The sequence below is a fragment of the Pseudomonas sp. LBUM1648 genome, from assembly GCF_059716145.1.
Map to the genome: position 1 here is coordinate 1314775 of NZ_CP166808.1, position 18320 is coordinate 1333094.

Consider the following 18320-nt stretch of genomic DNA (forward strand, 5'->3'; position numbering starts at 1 on the left):
ATGATCCCAAAAAAATGATCTGCGGGTAAATTCCCTTTAGGTGTTGTCGCTTGGTAACCTCTGGGTTATCTTTTGTGCATAGATAAAAGAGAATTTATCCATGAATGCAAGAAACAAAGCCCTCTTGGAGTGGCTGAAAACTGCGTCCCCACAAGCCATTGCTGATACGCAGACGACCGCTGGTTACCTGCGACGCATCGCTTACGGACAAAAAATAGCATCAGCTGAAATGGCCTCTGGAATTGAGAGAGCTACTTCTGGACTAGTTACGAGAAAAGAGCTTCGACCGCACGACTGGCACTTGGTCTGGCCTGAACTGGCAGAACGGCTGCCGACCATGGAGCAAATTGTGGCTCAGCCCTCGGTTCGAGCACAGTCCTTTGGGGGTGCTGTGAATTCATCCAGTGGTATGTCGCAGTGACCTCTCAGACGTTCGAGCATCGCCGTCAATGGAAACTGCACGCCAAGTCGAAAGTTTCCGCATGCGCAAACTCTGATTCGCGCAATGCGCGGCTAGTTATTTTTCTAGAATTTTCATTAATTGCGACGACTTCAGTCGAAAAGGCGACAGGTGCACCTTTGTGAAAATTTTTAATCGTTAAAGCGGACCCCTGCCTTCGCACTGTTTAGGCATGAGTTGCAATTTTTGGAGATGTGATATGCGCGCTCGAACAACTATTCCGCCAGCCCGTCCCGGGTAGGTAACGACCCTCTCAGGGGAGGGGGTTGCATTAATTTTGTGTCGTGGATGATGGGGAAACCTAAACGCCAGGCACAAAAAAGCCCGACCTAAGTCGAGCCTTCAAGTCGGCACCCGCGCCAACGGGTGTCTCGGTATCACTTTGCTTCAGGAAAACCAAAATGAGTTCAGAAAATAGCACCGCGCCACAAACAACGCAACAACCAGCTCTGTCGCGCATCGCGTTCGGCGGAATCAACAACAACCTGCTTGAGGTCCTTGATGGAGGGGACATTGATCATGGAATTGAACTGGCCCGAGACCTGGCCGAGGGTGTCGAGCAGCTGGCCTCGCGACTCGACTTCGTCACGAACTATGGCGAGATCTGCTACTGCGCCGAACTTCGCGCCCTCAGCTTCCTCAGTGGCACCGTCGCCGCGCTGCTTCGTTCTGTTCAACGCAAGCAGGAGGACGCTCAATGAAAGCGCCAATGTGGAACCAGTTGATTGTCGACGTTGAGCGTGAATTTCCGGCCGTCTCAGCGAAGGGGACGAAACTCACGCCCGAGCAGGTCGACCAGCTGAAATTGATCGACAACGCCAATGACAATTTTCAGATCAGCGCGCTGCATGGAGTAGCCGCCATTGGTGAGCTCATCGCTCATGCTGCTAATCACAACGAGCTCACTGACGAACTCGCAATGAGCGCCGGTTGGCTGATCAACTCGCTTGCGTTGCTGTCGATGTCCATGGCCGACGCTGGCGCTGCGGCCGCTTACAAGCTGGCGAACATCCCGCACCAGGGAGTCGCCAAATGAACAGTCCACTTCCAACTATGCAAGAAGCGGCTCAAGAGGCTGAGTTTCAACTGCTCGCGGCCAAAGATCTGCTCGAATGGCAATACGCACTGACTAGCGCCATCCACCTCGATCATCTGCACGGGGGCGGTAAATCCGCTGGCGCCCTGGCCGAACTCGCGAAGTATTTCAGCGATACCGGTTTTGGCGGAGTTTACAGCGCCATCGACCAGTTCAAAGAGCTGGGCGAGTCTGAACCCTCGCCACAAAATCACCGATCGGAAAACGTGTCATGCATTCCTGATGGTCCAAGTACGAGCCTCGCCGAGCGGCTGCTGCTGGCTCGAGAGTCTATCGGACTGAGTCAAGACGAACTCGCAAAGCTGGCCGGCATTGAGCAAACCTCAATCAGCCAGATCGAAAGCGGGAGGACGAAGCGAACCTCTTACATTGCCGAGATCGCTCGCGCCTGCCGGGTCGATATCAACTGGCTCGCGTTCGGATCGGAGGTCACTCAATGAACCTGACTCCCTTCAGCTTCAGCGGCGCCGAGATCCGAGTGATCACCGATGATCAGGGCGAGCCATGGTTTGTCGCCAAGGACGTCGCCGATCTGCTCGAGTATTCCGATACCGATCAAGCGGTGCGCAACCACTGCAAAGCATCGAAGACCTACCCCGTCGAAATGGCGGGTCAGGTCCGGCATGTAAAGGTCATCCCTGAACGCGATCTTTACCGGCTTATCATGCGCTCGAAGATGCCAGCGGCCGAGGCCTTCGAAGCGTGGGTAGTGGGCGAGGTGCTGCCGAGCATTCGCAGGACGGGCAGCTATCAACGCCCAATGACGCCCGGCGAGCAGTTGCTGGCGCAGGCCAACGCGGTGATTACCATCGAGCGCCAGCAGGCCGAGCAGCGGCTGGCGCTGGATCGGATCGAAACCCGTGTCGCCCAGGTCGAGCAGGTCCGTTACCTCGACTCAAGGCCGGCTGGTTTTGAGTCGATGACCACGATCCGCGAGCGCATTAACCTGCGCCACGGCCTTCCGCATTGGGTTATCAACGCCGTGATGCGCGATATCGCCGGCGCGCCACTGCCGTTCGCCATGGTTCGCAGTGCGCACGCTGACGACGGCGCCCAGCCATACGCGATCTGGCCAACAGCAGACATCACCCGCCGCTTCGACCGGTTCGCGGCCGAATGCACCTTCGAGACGGCCGAGCGCGCCACCCATCCTGATATTCAGCAAGGCCGGTTCAAGCTGCGCCAGAGGACTTCTGCATGAGTAAAGTTATTGATTTTCCCAAGCCTGCGCAGCCCGAAACAATTGATCAGGCTTTCTTCGAAAAGTTTGCGGATGCTGCATTGCTGTTGAAGTGCTTCGAGTGCGTCAAGGATGCGACGGAGTTCGTGGAGGATGGTGGCGCCATCGAAGTTCGGGATGACGTATACGTCGGGCTGATCGAGGCGTACTGGACGTTGAAGGTACTGTTCGAGCGCAAGACAGGCGCAGATGCCAAGAAGGTTTCCGACGAGCATTGGGAGATCGCGAGCAAGTGCCTGCTGGCCGGCGAGACCCCACCAGACATGCAGATCCCGATTTCGGAGTCTCTGGCTCAGCCAGTTTCGCCCGAAAACTTCATTCATTTGACTGATCTTGAACTGGCGTGCGCGGCTTTCAACTACAACGACCGAGTAAGGCTCGGAGGGCTGGCCACGCTTGCAGCAGGCAACGCGCAAATAACCGCGACGATGAACGATGAAGTGATCAATGCGGGTACTGCGCTGCATTTGCTGGTGCTTCGACTTTCTGGAGGGTCAATGGAAACCCTGGCGGGTCACGTTGGCCGCAAACCAGGGGAGACACTGCAATGAACCGCCTCACGCAAACCACTACCGCCGAGAAAGGTCCGGTTTCGGTGATTGCCGGTCCGTGGCCGAGTTACGCGGCATTCAAAGGCCTGCCAGAGCGTGATCGCTGGGTTCTCTATGGATCGGCCAAGGCGTATCGCGAGGCCTTGGAGAATCAGGGGCTGGTAATGGCTGAGACCTACGACGCCTTCATTCGCCGCGTGACTGGGGAGCTTGATCTATGAGCGTTCAAGCCATGGCATGGGCGCTTGCACAGCAGGAAGTCACCGAGTCGCATTCGCGGCACGTTTTGCTGTGCTTGGCCAACTACGCAGACCAGTCGGGGCGCGCTGCTTTCCCCGCGGTTTCCAGTCTCGCGCTGGACACTGGGCTGGCACCTCGCACGGTTCAATATCGGCTCCGAGATTTGGAAGCGGCCGGGCTGATCCTTCGAGGCAATCAGGCAATTGCAGCGGCCTACATCACCCAGCGCGATCGCGTTCCTGTGTGCTATGACCTTGATCTTAAACGGGGTGCACGGGATGCACCCCGTGCCGAACGGGGTGCACCAGACGACGCAACGGGGTGCATGCCAGAACAGAACGGGGTGCATGCCACGACAGAACGGGGTGCACAGCGTGCACCCAAACCATCCATTAACCACCCATTAACCATCCTTAACCAAAAAGAAGGCGACAAGGCGCTAGAGAAGGGTGGGAAGTCGAAGGCTCAGAAGTTCGATCCGCTGATGGCCAAACCGGCGAACGCTTCCGAAAAGGCGTGGGCAGATTTCTGCGAAATGCGAAAGGCCAAACGGGCGCCGCTGACACTCCGCGCCTGCGAGCTGATCGCCAAGAAGCTGGCCAACCATCCAGAGCCGGACGCAGTGCTGGATAAGTCCACTACCAGCAGTTGGTCGGACATCTATCCCGATTCGGTTCTGCCAGGCGCTGGCGCGAAGGGCGGTAAGCCTTCGACCTACAACAACCTGCCACAGCACACCGAAGAAATGTACCAAGGAGGCGGCAATGGCCCAGCGTTCTAATTTTCGTCGCCAGCCTGAGCAGCGCACTTTCGTCGGCAACTGCCCGATTCATGGCGAGGTTGATCGCTCCGAGGTTGAGCAGTTCGATAGTTCGATGGCTGTGCGTCCGTGCAAGCAGTGCCAATTCCACGGCCTACGCGTAGCGCCTCGGTCCAGCGAGGAACATTCGCTGGCGCTGGCCAACCTGCAAGCTGAAAGCGTCAACAGCGCCCTTGTGGGCTCGGGTATCACGCCTCGGTTCGCCGAAAGCACCTTCGCCACCTATCGAGCCAACACACCGGCCATGATCCAGGCGCTCGAAACGTGCCGGGGCTATGCCGATAACTTCGGCGAGCATTTCCAGGCAGGCCGCAATCTGCTGATGTGCGGAAATATCGGCACCGGCAAAACTCACTTGGCCAGCGGCATCGTTCAGCACGTTATTCGCCAGCACGGGGCGGTGGCAGTGATCACCACGGCCGCTGAGATTGTCCGAGTGTTCAAGCGCTCAATGGCGCGGGACTCCGGTTATACGGAGGGCGACGTGATCAATGAGCTGGCGAGTTTTGATTTGTTGGTGGTCGATGAGATCGGCGCGCAGAAGGGGAGCGAATACGAGCTGGGCGTGCTCCACGAAATCGTTGATCGAAGGTATCAGATGGTTCTCCCCACTGTGGTGGTCTCCAATCTGCCGGCCACGTCGAAACAGAACGCTGACGGGAAATCGACGCCAAGCCTCGAGCAATACATCGGAGCCCGGGCACTGGACCGGCTGCGTGAGAACAACGCGCTGCTGGTCGGCTTCACCTGGGCCTCGGCACGGGGGCGCACATGAGCGAAGAGGACAAGTATTACCGCATTGAGGCAGAACAGGGCGTGCTGGGCGCAATCATGATTGCCTCGCTCAATCAAAGCGCCGGAATGCTGGACGAGATCATCCTTCAGATGAAATCGGGAGACTTTTGGCACGAAGATAACGCGGCGCTGTTCGATGTAATTTGCGACTGCCATGGGCAGCGGATGCCAGTCGACGCAGTGACTCTCGGGTCAATACAGCGCTATCTGCCGAGCGGGGCATCCACCCTGCAATACACCATCGATATTTGCCGTGGCGTTCCGTCAGCAGCTAACTGGAAGAGTTACGCCCAGACCATTAGGAAGTGGGCGCTAGTGCGCCAGTTTCGTGATCTCGGGCGCATCGTTGACACCTGCGTCGATGATGACCTACCGGCGGATGAAATCCTCGATCAGTGCGGACTGGCGCTGGCAGACCTGCGAGACCTGCAAGCATCCGGCAAAGCCGGTTACAAGCGCATGAGTGACGTGTTGCCGGCGGTGCTCGACCACATGGACGACGTACTCAACGATCGAGCGCCACCGAAGCTATCCACCGGGCTTGCGGATCTCGACAAGCTGATTGGCTTCCTTCGCCAGAAATCGATGGTCGTGATAGGGGGCCGACCTGGTAGCGGCAAGACGATGCTGGGACTGCAAATCATGAATCACGTTGCCACCCAAGGTCGCGGCGTCGGACTGGTTGTTAGTCTCGAAATGCCGGGCGAGCAACTGACGCTGAGGACGATCGCGAGTCTGGGCGGCGTAGATCTGCGCCGGATGGATGAGGTCAAGTGCCTGGAGCAGGAGGAGTGGACACGGATCGGCGTCGCGGCCGGAAAAATCAAAGATGCTGAGCTCTACCTGCTGGACACGCCCGGGCTGACGATGCCGGCGATTCGCGCCGAAGCGCTCAAGCTCCGGCGTGAGGTCGGGCTGGACATCCTGATGATCGACTACGTGCAAATCGTAGGGAGTGATGGGAAGTCGCAGAACCGGGCGGATGCGGTGGCCAAGGTGTCCATCGCAATCATGAACCTCAGTCGAGAGCTCGCGATTCCGATACTGGTGCTTGCTCAATTAAACCGTGGCCCCACCAATCGGACCAACAAGAAGCCGCAAGCGAGCGACCTCAAGGAGAGTGGCCAGATCGAGCAGGATGCGGACGCGGTGATCTTGGTGCACTACGACCGAGAGTCTGAAATGGGAGAACAGGGAGTTACTGAGCTGATCCTCGACAAGGGACGTCAGGCGGAAGCTGGCTCATGCCTGGTACAGCGCCAAGGTCAATTTGGCCGTTTCGTAAACTTTGCGGGCCGCGAGCCCACCCAAGAAGAGGTGGAGATCGCCCGCCCCTTCTCCGAACAGTACAAGGGGAGGAAAAAGGCATGATCGAGCTGAAACAGATGTTCCGTCGATTGACCGGCTTTAGATTTGAGAATTTCAACAGTTCGCCGGAACGCCCGCCGGAGACACCCCGCACGGCAACTGACGAAGCAACCAACTGCGAGGTTTCAAAAACGCCATTGCTGGAACCGGGCAGGGCAGTCGTCCTCCCGAAAGGTGCGGTAGTGGTCAAGGCACCCGAGTATCCGGAAGCTGAATTGATCGCTACGTCGATCCGTGACTACCCAGATGATTGGGCCTGGGCGCGGAAGGGGTACGACATCCTGCACGTGCCAAGCGGTTTCCGGCTCTGGGTCGCGAACGAGGACTATGGCCTCGCCGAGGTGCACGAAAACAACGGCAAGACGGACTTCTCGAAAGCAGAACAGCAAATCATTTGGCCCGCGGTCAAGGACTGGCTGGGTCATCGGAAGACTGTTTTCACTGGGCGCCCGCCAAAGGTGACCATCTTCGGCCGCGATTCCACCTACTGCTGCTTCTCCAAAGGCAAGCCTTGGATGGGCATCGGCAGTTCGCCGGCGGACGCGTATCGATCATGGAGCCTCGCGCTATCCGCCCAAGCCCGGAACAACATGAAGCCAAATGAATATCTGAAAGTTCGGAGTGCCACGCTATGAACAACGTAACGGCGGCGCTGCCGCGCAAAAGCTTGACCCCGGTCGAGTGCCAGTTCCTGAAACAGGGAAATCGCCTACTGCTGGAAAAACACAATGGCCGGATCGGCTCGGCGGCTTTCATGGACATCATTGCCGACTGGCACGCGTCTCGCGCCAACCTGGGCTTCGAGGACTTCGCCAGGCGCTGGATCACTGAAGGCAACGCAAAAAACAAGATCGCTGACAAGCTGCTGCGGGAGCTGTTCGGCATGGATGAGCCAAACCCGAGGAAGGCAGCATGAAAAAACGAACGTACGCAGACAAGCCACTGGGTGACACCGAATACCTGCTGGAGCAATGGGGGTGGTGGCGCATGGATGGAATGGGTGTGCCCCGGTACGTGTCTCCGCTGTACGCGCTGATCCGTGACAACAACGTGACCGAGGGCGGCGTGAAGAACTATTGCGTCACGGATGACACCGCCTTGGTAGTTGATCGCGCGGTGGCCAAGCTGGCTCAGCGTGACGAGCAGATGGGGAATTTCATCTGGCTGTACTTCGGTGCGAAGTGGACGATGGTCAGAGTTGGCGAGTCGGCGAGGATCTCCGAACGTTCGGCACGGGAGGTGATCAAGGCCGGTGTAGCGTGGATTGATTGCGCGATCGAGGAAATTCGCCTCGCAGCGTAAAAAGTTCTTTCCTGCCGGATAAACACCTGTTTTCATGGAACCGTGTTCAGCTTTTCAAGCGCGACACAACAGACAAAGCCCGGCCATTGCGTCGGGCTTTTTTGTGCCAAGAATTTTATTTGAGCGTAAGCCACAGCCAGGGTGGGCCTTTGGGCGGGCCTGGACGCGGTATCGCCGGTTCGTCACGCGTTACGAAAGAACACCGGCAGCATGAGCAATCCAAACCTGTGTGCTATCGGGGTCGGCTCAGGCGGGCAGCGTGGGAAGACACGCACGTTATGCAGGTTATCGCCCAGGCAGCTGGGCTAAGTCGGTAGAGGCGTCGTCTAATCCCGTGCGGACAATGGGCGGCTACGCGATGAGAGGGCGGGGTATGTGACCCGGCGATCCGCCCCACCAGAGTTGGAGAGTTGCACCAGCCACCTGCACCCATTCCAAGGCTCGCCATATCGGCGGGCCTTTTTTCGTTCCGGAGCACCGTAATGTCCAAGCACGTCACGATTGATGAGTTGCTGAAGCAGGTCGCCGAAAACACCGCGTCGATCAGACAAGAATCCACTGTCCGCGCTGGCGCCTGTGAGGCGATCGCTTCACACATTGGCGCGATGAGCACGAACCTGCCCAACAGCATTCAAAGCCACGACTATGTGCAGGGTGTCTCCGGCTGGAAGTTAAACAAGCAAGCCGGCGAGTTCGAAATCAACTCCTGCACCTTCGGAAGCGCTAGCAAAGCGCCGGATCGCCAGATGGTGTCAGTAGAGGTCGCGAGCTACAGCAAGTACGACTTACCCAAGAATGCCGCCAACCTTGTTCAGTTCATGGAAGCCGAGCTGCAAAAGGTGCCGGAGGAATACCGGCACGCTGCAGAGTTTGAAGAGTTCGATGCGAGCTACGGCGATGACTCGTTCAGCCCGCGCCTGTTCCTGAGCTACTCGCGACTCGAAACTGCCGAGGAGTTGGCCGATCGCCTTGAGAAGGCGAAGAGCGCTGGCACCCAGATCAAGATCGAAGGCGGGGTCACCACCATCACCCACGACGGCGTTATCCGTTTCCAGATTGGCAATCTCGCTGCGGCAGAGCCTGCGCATGGCTCTGCTGATCAACCTGCGAATCCTTTCGTCGTTATCGATGGTACGACCTACCTGAACGAGGCGTTCATTAAGGACGGCACGGTGGACAGCAAGATCGCCACCAATTGGTCGGTGAAGATGCAGCTCACGGTGAATGGGCAATATGTCGCCGCCGGTATCGGTTTAGGCATGGGCTCCCAGTTTCTGGTGTCGGCAGACCGGTTTGCTATCAGGGAGCCGGCTGAATCTGAACTGGCAATTGATCGTCGCTTTGCCGCGATCGACCATCGCCTGGCCAATCTCGAATCGAACCGCTTCCGCCGGCCGCAAGCCAACTGATCCCAGGACGGGACTACAACCAATTCCTTCACTCCCTAACTGGGGAGGAACCGAGATGCCAAACATGCCAGACAAACCAGACACATGGGCGATAGCGCTTGCGTGGTTGAGCCAGCATTCGCCAATCCTCTATGCGGCTGCGCTGTCCTGCGCCATGGCCGTCTTGCGGATCACTTACGGTGGCGGCACACGTCGCCAGATGCTGGTGGAGGGCGCCATCTGCGGTGGACTGACCCTGACCATCATCAGCGGCCTGGACTTCTTCGGCCTACCACAGAGCATGGCCACATTCGCCGGCGGCTGGGTTGGCTTCTTGGGTGTTGAGAAAATCCGCAACATTGCCGATCGGGTTACTGACTTCAAGCTACCAACCCGCAAGGCCGAGTAAGTCGCGACACGTTTTCACATCACTCAAATTGTGTCGCGACACGCGGCGAGGACAAGCAGCATGACCAAGGTAATAGAGATCGTTGTTATCGGCGCAACGGGTAGCGGTAAGTCCCATGTGCTGGAGCTGATTGATCGCGCCCTTCGGAGCGAGTACGGGCATCACGTCCAGATCGCGTCTCATGATCTGTCGTGCGAGCGAGGCCTCGGAAGTCCCGGCGAGGCGCCGCGGATCTCCGAGACTATCTTCAGTCTGAAAGAGCGCGGCGTCGTCAGCGGCCAGCTAGTCAGCAACCTGAAGGTCGAGGTCGACACTTCCGGTATCGAATTCGCAATCGGCAAAGTCGAGACGCTTCGAGATTGCGCAGCGTCGATCACTCTCGATCCACTCGAGCAGGCGATAGATCAGTCGGTGCGATTGGTTGCCGAGTCTGAAGGCGAACTGTCCACCCGGCTCAGTCGTCACCTTGACGCACTGCTCAGTGAGCAGTTGAAGCGAGTGGTCGTAGCTTGAGATGGCCAGCACCTCGCCATGGCATCACCTATACAAGACGAAGCGCTGGTACCGACTCCGCTGGCACCAGTTGCAGGCAGAGCCAACCTGTCGCATGTGTCGAGCAATGGACGTCGTCGAAGCGGCCAACATCGTTGACCACGTCAAGCCTCACAAGGGCGACGAGAGTCTGTTCTTTGATGCGTCGAATCTCCAGAGCCTATGCAAGCCCTGTCACGACAGCGCCAAGCAGAGGCAGGAGAAGACCGGCATCCTGCCAGGGCACGACGTGTCAGGCATCCCGGTCGACCCGAACCACCACTGGAACCGCGATTGAGCGAATCCATGACGGGATCGGTTGAGGCACGTCACTGCCCCTAGGGGGTGGTCAAAATATGATGTTTTTCGCCACATAGGACCGCCCTCGACCCTCTTCTTCATCTCTAACCCGGAAAACGCCGCCAAAACACAACGCGGCACGATTGAGAAAAACTATGACAGCCAAGCGCACCCGCTCCGATAGCGCGACATCGGCGGTTGCTGCTATGCAGGCCGCAGCCGCCGGGCCGCTGAAGCCACCAAGTTTCGTCAACATCCGCAAAGCCGACAAGCCATTTTGGGATTCCATTGTGCGCGCGCGCACGCGAGAGAGCTGGACCGACTCCGACCTGGTCCTAGCTGGCAACCTTGCCAGATGCCTGTCTGACATCGAGCGCCTTCAGAAAGAGATCGATATCGAAGGCGATGTTCTGACCAATGATCGCGGTACTCAGGTGATCAACCCCAAGCACAACCTTCTGGAGACTTTGAGCCGTCGCGCCGTGGCATTGAGCCGGACACTGCAAGTGCATGCCCAGGCAACACAAGGCGAGTCGCGCGACCAAGGCAAGAAGGCGACCAAGCAGAGGGCTGCAGAGAAGGTTCTGGCGAACCAGGATGACGATGACCTGATCCCTCGGGCGATGCACTGATGGCCGCCCGGCGCAGAACGCGCGGTGAAAAAGTCATCGCATTCATCGAGAAATATTGCCGCGTGCCAGAAGGGCAGCACGTCGGCAAGGCTCTGGTGTTGGACCAGTTCCAGAAAGACTTCATCCTGGCGGTCTACGACAACCCGGCAGGAACCAGTACCGCCTACCTCAGCATCGCCCGGAAGAATGGCAAGACAGGCTTAATCGCCGGCATCCTGCTGGCGCATATCGTCGGCCCGGAGGCGGTGCAGAATTCACAGATCGTTTCCGGCGCCATGAGTCGAGAACAGGCCGGCCTGGTGTTCAAGCTGGCGGTGAAGATGATCCAGCTCAACCCTGAGTTGCAATCGCTGATCCACATCGTGCCGAGCAGCAAGACCTTGATCGGCACGCCGCTGAACGTTGAGTACCGCGCGCTTTCCGCCGAAGGGAAAACTGCGCACGGGCTGTCTCCGATTCTGGCCATCCTCGATGAGATTGGTCAGGTGCGCGGCCCGCAAAGCGATTTCATTGACGCGATCACTACGGCCCAGGGTGCTCACGCTGCGCCGCTTCTGATTGCGATCAGTACCCAGGCTGCGCAGGACAGTGACCTGTTCAGCATCTGGCTCGACGACGCGGAGAAATCTCAAGACCCGCACATCGTCAGTCACGTTTACCAGGCGCCGAAGGATTGCAAGGTCACAGACCCCGAAGGGTGGAAGGCCGCCAATCCGGCTCTCGGTTCATTCAGGTCGCTGTCGGATCTCGAGAAGCAGGCCGAGCGCGCCAATCGAATGCCGGCATCGGAGAACACGTTCCGAAACCTCTGCCTGAATCAGCGGGTGTCGACGGTTTCCGTCTTCGTCTCGAAAGGTGTTTGGGTCAGCTGCGGCGATGATCCGGATAGCCCGGATGGCATGGATCTGTACGGCGGCCTTGACCTTTCGTTCAGGACTGACCTTACGGCCTTCGTCGTCATCGGCAAGCGCGACGGCAACTGGAATGTGTGGCCGTTCTTCTGGACGCCTGAGCAGGGACTGGCTGAGCGCGCCAAGCGTGACCGAGAAGCGTACGAGGTCTGGGCGCGTGAGGGCCTTCTGTTCACCACCCCAGGGGCCACCGTGGACTACGCGTACGTTGCCGCCGATATCGCTCGGATTCTTGCCGAGCTTGGCGGCGACATCCAGGCCATTGCTTTCGACCGTTACCGAATCGATCTCTTCAAACGTGACGCCGAGGCCCAGGGCGTGACCTTGCCTCTGGTCGAGTACGGCCAAGGCTACAAGGACATGACCCCAGCCATCGACGCCTTGGAGTCAGAACTTCTCAACGGGAGGCTAAGCCACGGTATGCACCCAGTGCTCACGATGTGCGCATCCAACGCGGTGATTCAGAAAGACCCGGCAGGCAATCGCAAGTTTGCCAAGGACAAAGCCACTGGCCGCATCGATGGAATGTCAGCCCTGGCAATGGCGTTCGGCGCAACCCTCGGCTCTCCCGAAGAGGTCAAGGGCGACATCGACGACTACCTCAAAAACGGATACTCCGGACTTCTATAGGCTCAATATGGCGTCTCGCTGGTACAACCCAATGAGCTGGAGTTTCTTTGGCTTCAACGATCCCAAGACGGGCGAATACGTTGAGGTACAGACAGACATCGGCGGACAGACGCGCTCTGGCGCGGTCATCACACCCAAGAAAGCCATGGCAATTCCCATTGTCTGGTCCTGCATCAAGATCCTCAGTGAGACGGTTTCAGGGTTGCCGTTGAAGTTGTTCGAAGATCAGCCCGCCGGGCGAATTCTGGTGAAGAACAACAAGCGTGCGTTACGGATTTTGGCCAAGCCAAACCCGTATATGACGATGCTGAACTTCATCAAAGCAGCCGTAGTGAACATGGCCCTGCGCGGCAACGGGTACGCGCTGATCGAACGAGCCGATAACGGGGACTTCATTGGCCTGGTGCCGGTCGGTGCCGATGCGGTCGAAATCGATACCGAAGACGATCTGCTGTACTGGGTGACCCTCAACGGGAAGCGCTTCCCGGTCTCGCCTCAGAACATGCTGCATTTCAAGTTGTTCAGCGCTGACGGGATCTGCGGTCTCTCACCGGTTGAATTCCACAAGGAAGCAATGGGCCTGGCCAAGGCGGCACAGGACTGGTCGGCCCGCTTTATGCGAAAGGGCGGCTTCACCGGTGGCTATGTCATTTACGAAAACTTCCTCACGTCCGAGCAGCGCGACCAAGTGCTGAACAAGTTTCCGAAAATCCGCGACGGAGACGTCGAGGACATCGGGAAGATGGGACTGCTCGAAGGTGGGCCGACCATCGTGCCTGCTGGCATGACCCAGAAGGACAGTCAGTTCATCGAGTCCCAGCAGTTTCAAGAAGAAGCGCTTGCCGGCATCTGGGGCGTTCCGCTTTACCTGGCCAACCGCGCAGGTAAGACCTCAATCATGGGATCGAACCTGGAGCAACAAACCAGCGGCTTCATCACGTTCGGCTTGAGCCCCTACATCAAGGCTATCGAAGACGAGATCAACGACAAGCTGTTCGCAGGAACTGCCTTATTCGTCGAGTTCGTTGTCGAGGGGCTGCTGCGCGCAGATAGCGCAGGCCGGGCCACTTACTACAAGGGCGCCCTCGGCGGCTCCGGCGGATCTGGCTGGATGACCATCAACGAGGTCCGCCGTAAAGAAAACCTTCCTCCGCTGGCTGGCGAAGAATACGACCGGGTCACCCGGTGGGAGATGCAGACCAATGTTCAGCAAGATTGAAGTGCCCTTTGAAGTAAAGGCCAGTGATGACGCCGGTAACTTCGAGGGATATGCAGCGGTATTCAACAATGTTGACCTGGGCGATGACGTCATCCTTCCGGGCGCATTCACCAAGGTGAAGACCACTCGCGGCGGCCGCCTGAAGTTGGCGCTGTTTCACGACCTCACTCGACTGGTGGGCTCGGCAGACTTTACCCAAGACAGCCACGGGCTTTACATCAAAGGCAAAGTCAACTTGGCAGTGAGCTATGCCCGAGATGCTTACGAGCTGATGAAGGAGGGCACGCTCGACAGTATGTCGATCGGCTTCAACACGATCCTTGCGGCATACGAAGAGCGGGAAGGCCGCACCATCCGCATCATCAAGCAGGCAGAACTCTGGGAAGCATCTTTGGTGCCTTTCGGGATGAACCCAGAGGCGCAAGTCACCGACGTTAAGTCGGACATCAGAATTTTTGAGAAGGCCCTGCGCGATCGCATGGGCCTTTCTCAGAAGGAGGCGGCAGCAGTCGCCTCGCTCGGCTACTCCGCAGTGCACCGTGATGGTGGAACTGAGGCCACGGCGATCGTGGAAGGGCTGAAATCACTCTCCACCACTTTTGACAATTTTTTTAAGGTGTCGCCATGACCGATCAAATCCAAGAAGTAAAAGCCACGCTCGAAACCCAACTGAAGGAAGGTTTCAGTGGCCTGCAAAAGAAGTACGACGCGGTTGCAGACGAAATGCAGAAAGGCAACACCGTCACCACCGAGATGAAGTCTCAGATCGAAAAGCAGAAGGGCGAGATCGAGCGCGTCATCGAGCAGGTCCAGAAGCTGGAAGAGAAGGGCATCAAGCTGCGCAGCCAGCCAGGCGAGGCCAAGAGCTTCATCGACCTGGTCAAAAACGACGATGCTTATAAATCGTTGCAGGCGAAGAGCGTTTCCCTGGCCGATATCGAAGTGACCAAGTCCGACATGGCCAGCATGAAGGAAATGAAGGTCACCAGCGCCGGCATCGTTGCGCCGAATTACGATCCCGTCATTCAGCCCGGCATCCGCCAAGAGCTGCGCATCCGGGATCTCTTGACCACCGTTCCAGTGTCTGGCCAGAACTACACCTACTTCAAAGAAAACCTGCACACCCGCGGTGCAGCGCCGGTTGCGGAAGGTGGTTTGAAGCCAACCAGCAACGTGACCTTCACGACCCAGACCGACCGGGTCAAAAAGATCGCCGTCTGGATGCCTGTGACCGACGAGGCGCTGGACGATGTGCCCCAGCTGATGGCCTACCTGCAGGAGCTGCTGCGCTACGATCTGAAGCTCGAGGAAGAGCGTCAGATTCTGAAGGGCGACGGCACCGGTGAGAATCTGAACGGCCTGATGACCCAGGCCACCGTGTACGACGCAGCGCTTACCAAGGCTGGCGATACCGCCATCGATCTGGTGCGTCGTGCGATCTATCAGGTTCGCAAACAGTCGATGCTGTCCGCCGACGGCATCGTGATGACCGAACTCGACTGGATGAACATCGAGCTGCAGAAGGATGGCGAGAACCGCTATCTGTTCGCGAACCTGCAAGGGTTGGTCACGCCGGTTCTCTGGGGCCGTCCAGTGGTGACTTCCGACAGTGTCGACGAGGGTGATGTCGACACCGGCGGCGAGTTTCTGGTGGCGAACTTCGCGCGCTCGTCCGTGCTGTTCGATCGCATGTCGTTCCTGTTCAAGATGGGCCTGATCAACGATCAGTTCATCAAGAACGAACGCGCACTGCTGGTTGAAGAGCGCCTCGGTCTGGGTGTGCGCCGCCGTGAAGGTTTGGTCAAAGGCCGCTTCACCGTCGCGCCCTAATCCCCGCACCGTCCACTGGCCGGCCTTTGTGCCGGCCTTTTCGTTTAGGAGGCAACATGAAAATCAAAGCATTGTGGGGATTCGCCGGTAACGCGACGCTGCTGGGTACCGACTCGAGTTCGGTGAGGGCCGGACAGGTGTTCGACGAAGTCGATGACGAATACGGCCATACCCTGATTGGCAAGGGGCTGGCGGAGGAAGTCGACGGCGAAGGTCAGACGAAGGCTTCCGCGCCTAAGCAATCGAAAGCGGCGGCCCCGAAAGAGAACAAGTAAATGATCGATCTGGCACGAGTGAAGCTCCACCTCCGAGTGGACGGCGACGACGAGGACTCACTCATCACCGGTTACCTCGAAGCCGCAAAGGCACACGTGGCCATGCACTGTGATCGCGAGCTCGTCGAATCGGTGCCGACTGGACCTGAGCAAATGGCCTTCACCCCGGACGTCGAGCAGGCGGTACTGCTGCTCGTTGGTCACTGGTACGCCAACCGCGAGGCCGTTGTGATCGGCACTATCTCATCGGCTGTTCCGCTGGCCGTTGACCGACTTCTCTGGCCAAGGAAGCGTTTCTGATGAGAGCAGGCCCGATGCGTCATCGCTGCACCATGTTCAAGCCGGTGCTGACCAAAAACAAATCCGGCGGGTTCGATACCACCTGGTCCGAGATCGGAAAGCTTTGGTCTGAGATCACGTTGCCCACTGGGCGGGTATCTCCCGTTGCCGAACAATTGAAAGTTGTGGTCACCGCCGAGATCCGCGTCCGGCCAAGGGCCGATGCCGTCGCAGGAAATCGCATCGTGCACACGGCGAAAGGAATCACCACCACCTACCTGATCGGCGCAGCGCTGATCGACAACGAGCACAGCATGCTTCGGCTGCTGTGTTCGAACGTACCGAATCCATAGAGGTGAATCATGAGAGTTATTGCATTGGGCGCTTTGTCTGGCGCCACCGGCGACCGGGAGAAGGGCGAGGAATTCACAGTTGAGGCAAAGGTCGGCGCTGACCTTGTGCAGCGCGGACTGGTGGAACCGGTAACTGAAACCGCCGCCGAAAAACCAGCCAAGGCAAAGGAATAGGCCGTGGCCCGCCGCTCACGCATGTCAGGCGATTTCAAGTTGCGCCGGACATTGCGCAACATCCACGCGACCATGGATAACGAGCTGGTTGGGGTGATGAAGGAAAGCGCTGACAAGATCTTGACCACGATGAGGCAACTGATTCCCAAGGACACGGGAGCCGCATCGGCTGCGCTGAAGGTGTTTGTGTCGAAGAGCGGCCTCAATGCCGAGATCGGTATCCGGGGCAAGCGCGACACGCAGCGGTTCTTCTATCTTCGCTTCCTGGAGTACGGGACGAAGGGATACAGCGGCACCCTGTATCGGCGAGCAGACCGAAACGCAGTGGGCGGTGAGCACACCGTCAACCGCGACAAGTCCAAGCTGTCTGGTCGACGCAACGCGCTGCGCGCCCGTGACACGAAGAACAAGTCTGATGGAGCCACGTTCTACGGTAAGTACCCGGATATCCCAGCCCGGCCGGCTCATCCATGGTTGCGGCCGGCCAAAGACGTGAACCGCGAATTCGTGCTCGCCAACATCCGCGAAGCGGTGGCCAGGACGCTGCGCAAGGCCAGCATAGGAGCAAGCGATGAGTGATCCTTCTGTTGCGTTGCAGGAAGCGCTGTTCGCCCGGCTTGAGGCCGAGGTCTCTTGCCCGATCTACGACGGCGCGCCCATGGATACGGATATGCCGTATGTCTCGATTGACCGGGAGATCTCCACCAACACCACGCCGATTGCCGGCAGGAAGCGCGAGCAGCGACTGATCTACCTTTCGGTCTGGTCAGACGCGCACGGTCAGGCCGAGGTCAAGCGGATCAGCGGCGAGGTTGTGGCGGCTCTGGATGAGCGCCGCTTGCCGTTGGCCGTCGGCCGCGCTGTATCAGTCCGAGTCGAACAAGCTGACGCCCAGCGTGATGCTGACGGCGTCACGTACCAGGGATCGATCACGGTCCGCGTTATCACCACCCACTAAATCCCACACCCGGCCGCACCGCGGCTTTATCCAATGTGCCTTTGGAGGAACCCCCATGGCCGAAGACAACCTCAACACAGCCGCCGGCTGCCGGATCGGCATCGGCAGCAAGAACGGTGCTGATACCGAAGCGCTCTACAAGGCAGACACCTACGTCGATATCGGCGAGGTGGAAGACCTGGGCGAGTTCGGCGATACGTTCAGCTCTGTGACCTTTACGTCGCTACGCGATGGCCGCGTGCGCAAGTACAAGGGCACCGCTGACGCTGGCGATCTGACCCTGACTGTCGGCCTCGACAACGGCGATCTGGGGCAGGCAAAGCTGAAGGTCGCGCACAAGGACCGCAGCAAGGGCGACTACAACATCAAGATCACCCTGAACGACGGCGACCCGGACGCCACCCCGGCGCTGCTTCCGACCACGTTCTACCTGCGTGGCAAGGTGATGAACAACACCGTCGCCGCCGGCGCCGCTGACAACGTGGTTCGCCGCAACGTCACGATCGGCATCAACTCCGACATTCTGGAAATCCTCCCGGCCGCCGCTGCCTAACCTGCG

The 18320-nt window shown here is 58.5% G+C and carries 28 protein-coding genes; all 28 read left to right on the plus strand.

Translation table 11 applies throughout. From position 1 onward, the window contains the following. The first annotated feature begins 861 nt into the window (after positions 1-861). The 28 genes from ACA043_RS05825 (at position 862) to ACA043_RS05960 (ending at position 18314) form a co-directional block, all read left to right on the plus strand. Positions 862-1161, plus strand: coding sequence for a hypothetical protein (locus ACA043_RS05825; protein ID WP_497658776.1), 300 nt, complete (start codon positions 862-864; stop codon positions 1159-1161). Further along, positions 1158-1496 carry a hypothetical protein gene (locus tag ACA043_RS05830; RefSeq protein ID WP_497658777.1) on the plus strand — a complete coding sequence of 113 codons (339 nt, stop codon included), beginning with the start codon at positions 1158-1160 and terminating at the stop codon, positions 1494-1496. Before ACA043_RS05825 ends, ACA043_RS05830 begins: the two co-directional genes overlap by 4 nt. Beyond that, on the plus strand, positions 1493-1996 hold the full coding sequence (locus ACA043_RS05835) for a helix-turn-helix domain-containing protein (RefSeq protein WP_497658778.1): 504 nt from the start codon (positions 1493-1495) through the stop codon (positions 1994-1996). Before ACA043_RS05830 ends, ACA043_RS05835 begins: the two co-directional genes overlap by 4 nt. After that, complete coding sequence (locus ACA043_RS05840; protein ID WP_497658779.1) at positions 1993-2757, plus strand: BRO-N domain-containing protein; 765 nt, start codon at positions 1993-1995, stop codon at positions 2755-2757. The genes ACA043_RS05835 and ACA043_RS05840 overlap by 4 nt, the downstream gene beginning before the upstream one ends. Next, positions 2754-3347 (plus strand): hypothetical protein, encoded by a 594-nt coding sequence (locus ACA043_RS05845; RefSeq protein WP_497658780.1) that lies wholly within the window; start codon positions 2754-2756, stop codon positions 3345-3347. Before ACA043_RS05840 ends, ACA043_RS05845 begins: the two co-directional genes overlap by 4 nt. After that, positions 3344-3568 carry a hypothetical protein gene (locus ACA043_RS05850; protein ID WP_497658781.1) on the plus strand — a complete coding sequence of 75 codons (225 nt, stop codon included), beginning with the start codon at positions 3344-3346 and terminating at the stop codon, positions 3566-3568. The genes ACA043_RS05845 and ACA043_RS05850 overlap by 4 nt, the downstream gene beginning before the upstream one ends. Continuing rightward, the gene (locus ACA043_RS05855; protein ID WP_497658782.1) at positions 3565-4368 is read left to right on the plus strand and encodes a phage replication initiator YdaU family protein; all 804 of its coding nucleotides are present in this window, start codon (positions 3565-3567) and stop codon (positions 4366-4368) included. The genes ACA043_RS05850 and ACA043_RS05855 overlap by 4 nt, the downstream gene beginning before the upstream one ends. Further along, positions 4352-5182, plus strand: coding sequence for an ATP-binding protein (locus ACA043_RS05860; protein ID WP_497658783.1), 831 nt, complete (start codon positions 4352-4354; stop codon positions 5180-5182). The genes ACA043_RS05855 and ACA043_RS05860 overlap by 17 nt, the downstream gene beginning before the upstream one ends. Next, on the plus strand, positions 5179-6573 hold the full coding sequence (locus tag ACA043_RS05865) for a replicative DNA helicase (RefSeq protein ID WP_497658784.1): 1395 nt from the start codon (positions 5179-5181) through the stop codon (positions 6571-6573). The genes ACA043_RS05860 and ACA043_RS05865 overlap by 4 nt, the downstream gene beginning before the upstream one ends. Next, positions 6570-7205, plus strand: a complete 636-nt coding sequence (locus ACA043_RS05870; protein WP_497658785.1) for a hypothetical protein — start codon at positions 6570-6572, stop codon at positions 7203-7205. The genes ACA043_RS05865 and ACA043_RS05870 overlap by 4 nt, the downstream gene beginning before the upstream one ends. Beyond that, entirely contained in the window at positions 7202-7486 is a 285-nt protein-coding gene (locus tag ACA043_RS05875) for a hypothetical protein (protein ID WP_497658786.1), read from the plus strand. The genes ACA043_RS05870 and ACA043_RS05875 overlap by 4 nt, the downstream gene beginning before the upstream one ends. After that, positions 7483-7872 (plus strand): antiterminator Q family protein, encoded by a 390-nt coding sequence (locus ACA043_RS05880; protein WP_353188529.1) that lies wholly within the window; start codon positions 7483-7485, stop codon positions 7870-7872. The genes ACA043_RS05875 and ACA043_RS05880 overlap by 4 nt, the downstream gene beginning before the upstream one ends. Before the next feature lie 482 nt (positions 7873-8354). Continuing rightward, on the plus strand, positions 8355-9281 hold the full coding sequence (locus ACA043_RS05885) for a phage tail tip fiber protein (protein WP_497658787.1): 927 nt from the start codon (positions 8355-8357) through the stop codon (positions 9279-9281). A gap of 55 nt (positions 9282-9336) precedes the next feature. Beyond that, positions 9337-9669, plus strand: coding sequence for a phage holin, lambda family (locus ACA043_RS05890; RefSeq protein WP_085731213.1), 333 nt, complete (start codon positions 9337-9339; stop codon positions 9667-9669). A gap of 60 nt (positions 9670-9729) precedes the next feature. After that, entirely contained in the window at positions 9730-10182 is a 453-nt protein-coding gene (locus tag ACA043_RS05895; protein WP_497658788.1) for a hypothetical protein, read from the plus strand. 94 nt (positions 10183-10276) lie between these two features. After that, the gene (locus ACA043_RS05900; RefSeq protein ID WP_497658789.1) at positions 10277-10498 is read left to right on the plus strand and encodes an HNH endonuclease; all 222 of its coding nucleotides are present in this window, start codon (positions 10277-10279) and stop codon (positions 10496-10498) included. Between the two features lie 157 nt (positions 10499-10655). Next, complete coding sequence (locus ACA043_RS05905; protein WP_127648860.1) at positions 10656-11132, plus strand: phage terminase small subunit, hendrixvirinae-type; 477 nt, start codon at positions 10656-10658, stop codon at positions 11130-11132. Further along, positions 11132-12673 (plus strand): terminase large subunit, encoded by a 1542-nt coding sequence (locus ACA043_RS05910; protein ID WP_497658790.1) that lies wholly within the window; start codon positions 11132-11134, stop codon positions 12671-12673. The genes ACA043_RS05905 and ACA043_RS05910 overlap by 1 nt, the downstream gene beginning before the upstream one ends. A gap of 7 nt (positions 12674-12680) precedes the next feature. Continuing rightward, a complete protein-coding gene (locus ACA043_RS05915) occupies positions 12681-13892 on the plus strand; it encodes a phage portal protein (RefSeq protein WP_497658791.1) in 1212 nt (403 codons plus the stop codon). Further along, complete coding sequence (locus ACA043_RS05920) at positions 13876-14520, plus strand: HK97 family phage prohead protease (protein ID WP_258450325.1); 645 nt, start codon at positions 13876-13878, stop codon at positions 14518-14520. Before ACA043_RS05915 ends, ACA043_RS05920 begins: the two co-directional genes overlap by 17 nt. After that, on the plus strand, positions 14517-15722 hold the full coding sequence (locus tag ACA043_RS05925; protein ID WP_497658792.1) for a phage major capsid protein: 1206 nt from the start codon (positions 14517-14519) through the stop codon (positions 15720-15722). Before ACA043_RS05920 ends, ACA043_RS05925 begins: the two co-directional genes overlap by 4 nt. A 56-nt stretch (positions 15723-15778) precedes the next feature. Further along, positions 15779-15997, plus strand: a complete 219-nt coding sequence (locus tag ACA043_RS05930) for a DUF7302 family protein (protein ID WP_497658793.1) — start codon at positions 15779-15781, stop codon at positions 15995-15997. Beyond that, on the plus strand, positions 15998-16297 hold the full coding sequence (locus ACA043_RS05935; protein WP_497658794.1) for a head-tail connector protein: 300 nt from the start codon (positions 15998-16000) through the stop codon (positions 16295-16297). Further along, the gene (locus tag ACA043_RS05940) at positions 16297-16629 is read left to right on the plus strand and encodes a head-tail adaptor protein (protein ID WP_497658795.1); all 333 of its coding nucleotides are present in this window, start codon (positions 16297-16299) and stop codon (positions 16627-16629) included. Before ACA043_RS05935 ends, ACA043_RS05940 begins: the two co-directional genes overlap by 1 nt. A 9-nt stretch (positions 16630-16638) precedes the next feature. Beyond that, positions 16639-16803 carry a hypothetical protein gene (locus ACA043_RS05945; protein WP_497658796.1) on the plus strand — a complete coding sequence of 55 codons (165 nt, stop codon included), beginning with the start codon at positions 16639-16641 and terminating at the stop codon, positions 16801-16803. A 3-nt stretch (positions 16804-16806) separates the two neighbouring features. After that, positions 16807-17382, plus strand: coding sequence for an HK97-gp10 family putative phage morphogenesis protein (locus ACA043_RS05950; protein ID WP_497658797.1), 576 nt, complete (start codon positions 16807-16809; stop codon positions 17380-17382). Then, a complete protein-coding gene (locus tag ACA043_RS05955; RefSeq protein ID WP_497658798.1) occupies positions 17375-17761 on the plus strand; it encodes a DUF3168 domain-containing protein in 387 nt (128 codons plus the stop codon). The genes ACA043_RS05950 and ACA043_RS05955 overlap by 8 nt, the downstream gene beginning before the upstream one ends. A 55-nt stretch (positions 17762-17816) precedes the next feature. Continuing rightward, on the plus strand, positions 17817-18314 hold the full coding sequence (locus ACA043_RS05960; RefSeq protein ID WP_127648850.1) for a hypothetical protein: 498 nt from the start codon (positions 17817-17819) through the stop codon (positions 18312-18314). Positions 18315-18320 lie beyond the last annotated feature (6 nt).

Bases quoted from the DNA above. Each gene is read 5' to 3' on its own strand.
- ACA043_RS05845 (WP_497658780.1), top strand. From the start codon at position 2,754: ATGAGTAAAGTTATTGATTTTCCCAAGCCTGCGCAGCCCGAAACAATT.
- ACA043_RS05835 (WP_497658778.1), top strand. From the start codon at position 1,493: ATGAACAGTCCACTTCCAACTATGCAAGAAGCGGCTCAAGAGGCTGAG.
- ACA043_RS05905 (WP_127648860.1), top strand. From the start codon at position 10,656: ATGACAGCCAAGCGCACCCGCTCCGATAGCGCGACATCGGCGGTTGCT.
- ACA043_RS05940 (WP_497658795.1), top strand. From the start codon at position 16,297: ATGAGAGCAGGCCCGATGCGTCATCGCTGCACCATGTTCAAGCCGGTG.
- ACA043_RS05855 (WP_497658782.1), top strand. From the start codon at position 3,565: ATGAGCGTTCAAGCCATGGCATGGGCGCTTGCACAGCAGGAAGTCACC.
- ACA043_RS05860 (WP_497658783.1), top strand. From the start codon at position 4,352: ATGGCCCAGCGTTCTAATTTTCGTCGCCAGCCTGAGCAGCGCACTTTC.
- ACA043_RS05865 (WP_497658784.1), top strand. From the start codon at position 5,179: ATGAGCGAAGAGGACAAGTATTACCGCATTGAGGCAGAACAGGGCGTG.
- ACA043_RS05930 (WP_497658793.1), top strand. From the start codon at position 15,779: ATGAAAATCAAAGCATTGTGGGGATTCGCCGGTAACGCGACGCTGCTG.
- ACA043_RS05830 (WP_497658777.1), top strand. From the start codon at position 1,158: ATGAAAGCGCCAATGTGGAACCAGTTGATTGTCGACGTTGAGCGTGAA.
- ACA043_RS05895 (WP_497658788.1), top strand. From the start codon at position 9,730: ATGACCAAGGTAATAGAGATCGTTGTTATCGGCGCAACGGGTAGCGGT.
- ACA043_RS05915 (WP_497658791.1), top strand. From the start codon at position 12,681: ATGGCGTCTCGCTGGTACAACCCAATGAGCTGGAGTTTCTTTGGCTTC.
- ACA043_RS05875 (WP_497658786.1), top strand. From the start codon at position 7,202: ATGAACAACGTAACGGCGGCGCTGCCGCGCAAAAGCTTGACCCCGGTC.
- ACA043_RS05955 (WP_497658798.1), top strand. From the start codon at position 17,375: ATGAGTGATCCTTCTGTTGCGTTGCAGGAAGCGCTGTTCGCCCGGCTT.
- ACA043_RS05840 (WP_497658779.1), top strand. From the start codon at position 1,993: ATGAACCTGACTCCCTTCAGCTTCAGCGGCGCCGAGATCCGAGTGATC.
- ACA043_RS05935 (WP_497658794.1), top strand. From the start codon at position 15,998: ATGATCGATCTGGCACGAGTGAAGCTCCACCTCCGAGTGGACGGCGAC.
- ACA043_RS05925 (WP_497658792.1), top strand. From the start codon at position 14,517: ATGACCGATCAAATCCAAGAAGTAAAAGCCACGCTCGAAACCCAACTG.
- ACA043_RS05910 (WP_497658790.1), top strand. From the start codon at position 11,132: ATGGCCGCCCGGCGCAGAACGCGCGGTGAAAAAGTCATCGCATTCATC.
- ACA043_RS05945 (WP_497658796.1), top strand. From the start codon at position 16,639: ATGAGAGTTATTGCATTGGGCGCTTTGTCTGGCGCCACCGGCGACCGG.
- ACA043_RS05885 (WP_497658787.1), top strand. From the start codon at position 8,355: ATGTCCAAGCACGTCACGATTGATGAGTTGCTGAAGCAGGTCGCCGAA.
- ACA043_RS05870 (WP_497658785.1), top strand. From the start codon at position 6,570: ATGATCGAGCTGAAACAGATGTTCCGTCGATTGACCGGCTTTAGATTT.
- ACA043_RS05890 (WP_085731213.1), top strand. From the start codon at position 9,337: ATGCCAAACATGCCAGACAAACCAGACACATGGGCGATAGCGCTTGCG.
- ACA043_RS05825 (WP_497658776.1), top strand. From the start codon at position 862: ATGAGTTCAGAAAATAGCACCGCGCCACAAACAACGCAACAACCAGCT.
- ACA043_RS05880 (WP_353188529.1), top strand. From the start codon at position 7,483: ATGAAAAAACGAACGTACGCAGACAAGCCACTGGGTGACACCGAATAC.
- ACA043_RS05920 (WP_258450325.1), top strand. From the start codon at position 13,876: ATGTTCAGCAAGATTGAAGTGCCCTTTGAAGTAAAGGCCAGTGATGAC.
- ACA043_RS05850 (WP_497658781.1), top strand. From the start codon at position 3,344: ATGAACCGCCTCACGCAAACCACTACCGCCGAGAAAGGTCCGGTTTCG.
- ACA043_RS05900 (WP_497658789.1), top strand. From the start codon at position 10,277: ATGTGTCGAGCAATGGACGTCGTCGAAGCGGCCAACATCGTTGACCAC.
- ACA043_RS05960 (WP_127648850.1), top strand. From the start codon at position 17,817: ATGGCCGAAGACAACCTCAACACAGCCGCCGGCTGCCGGATCGGCATC.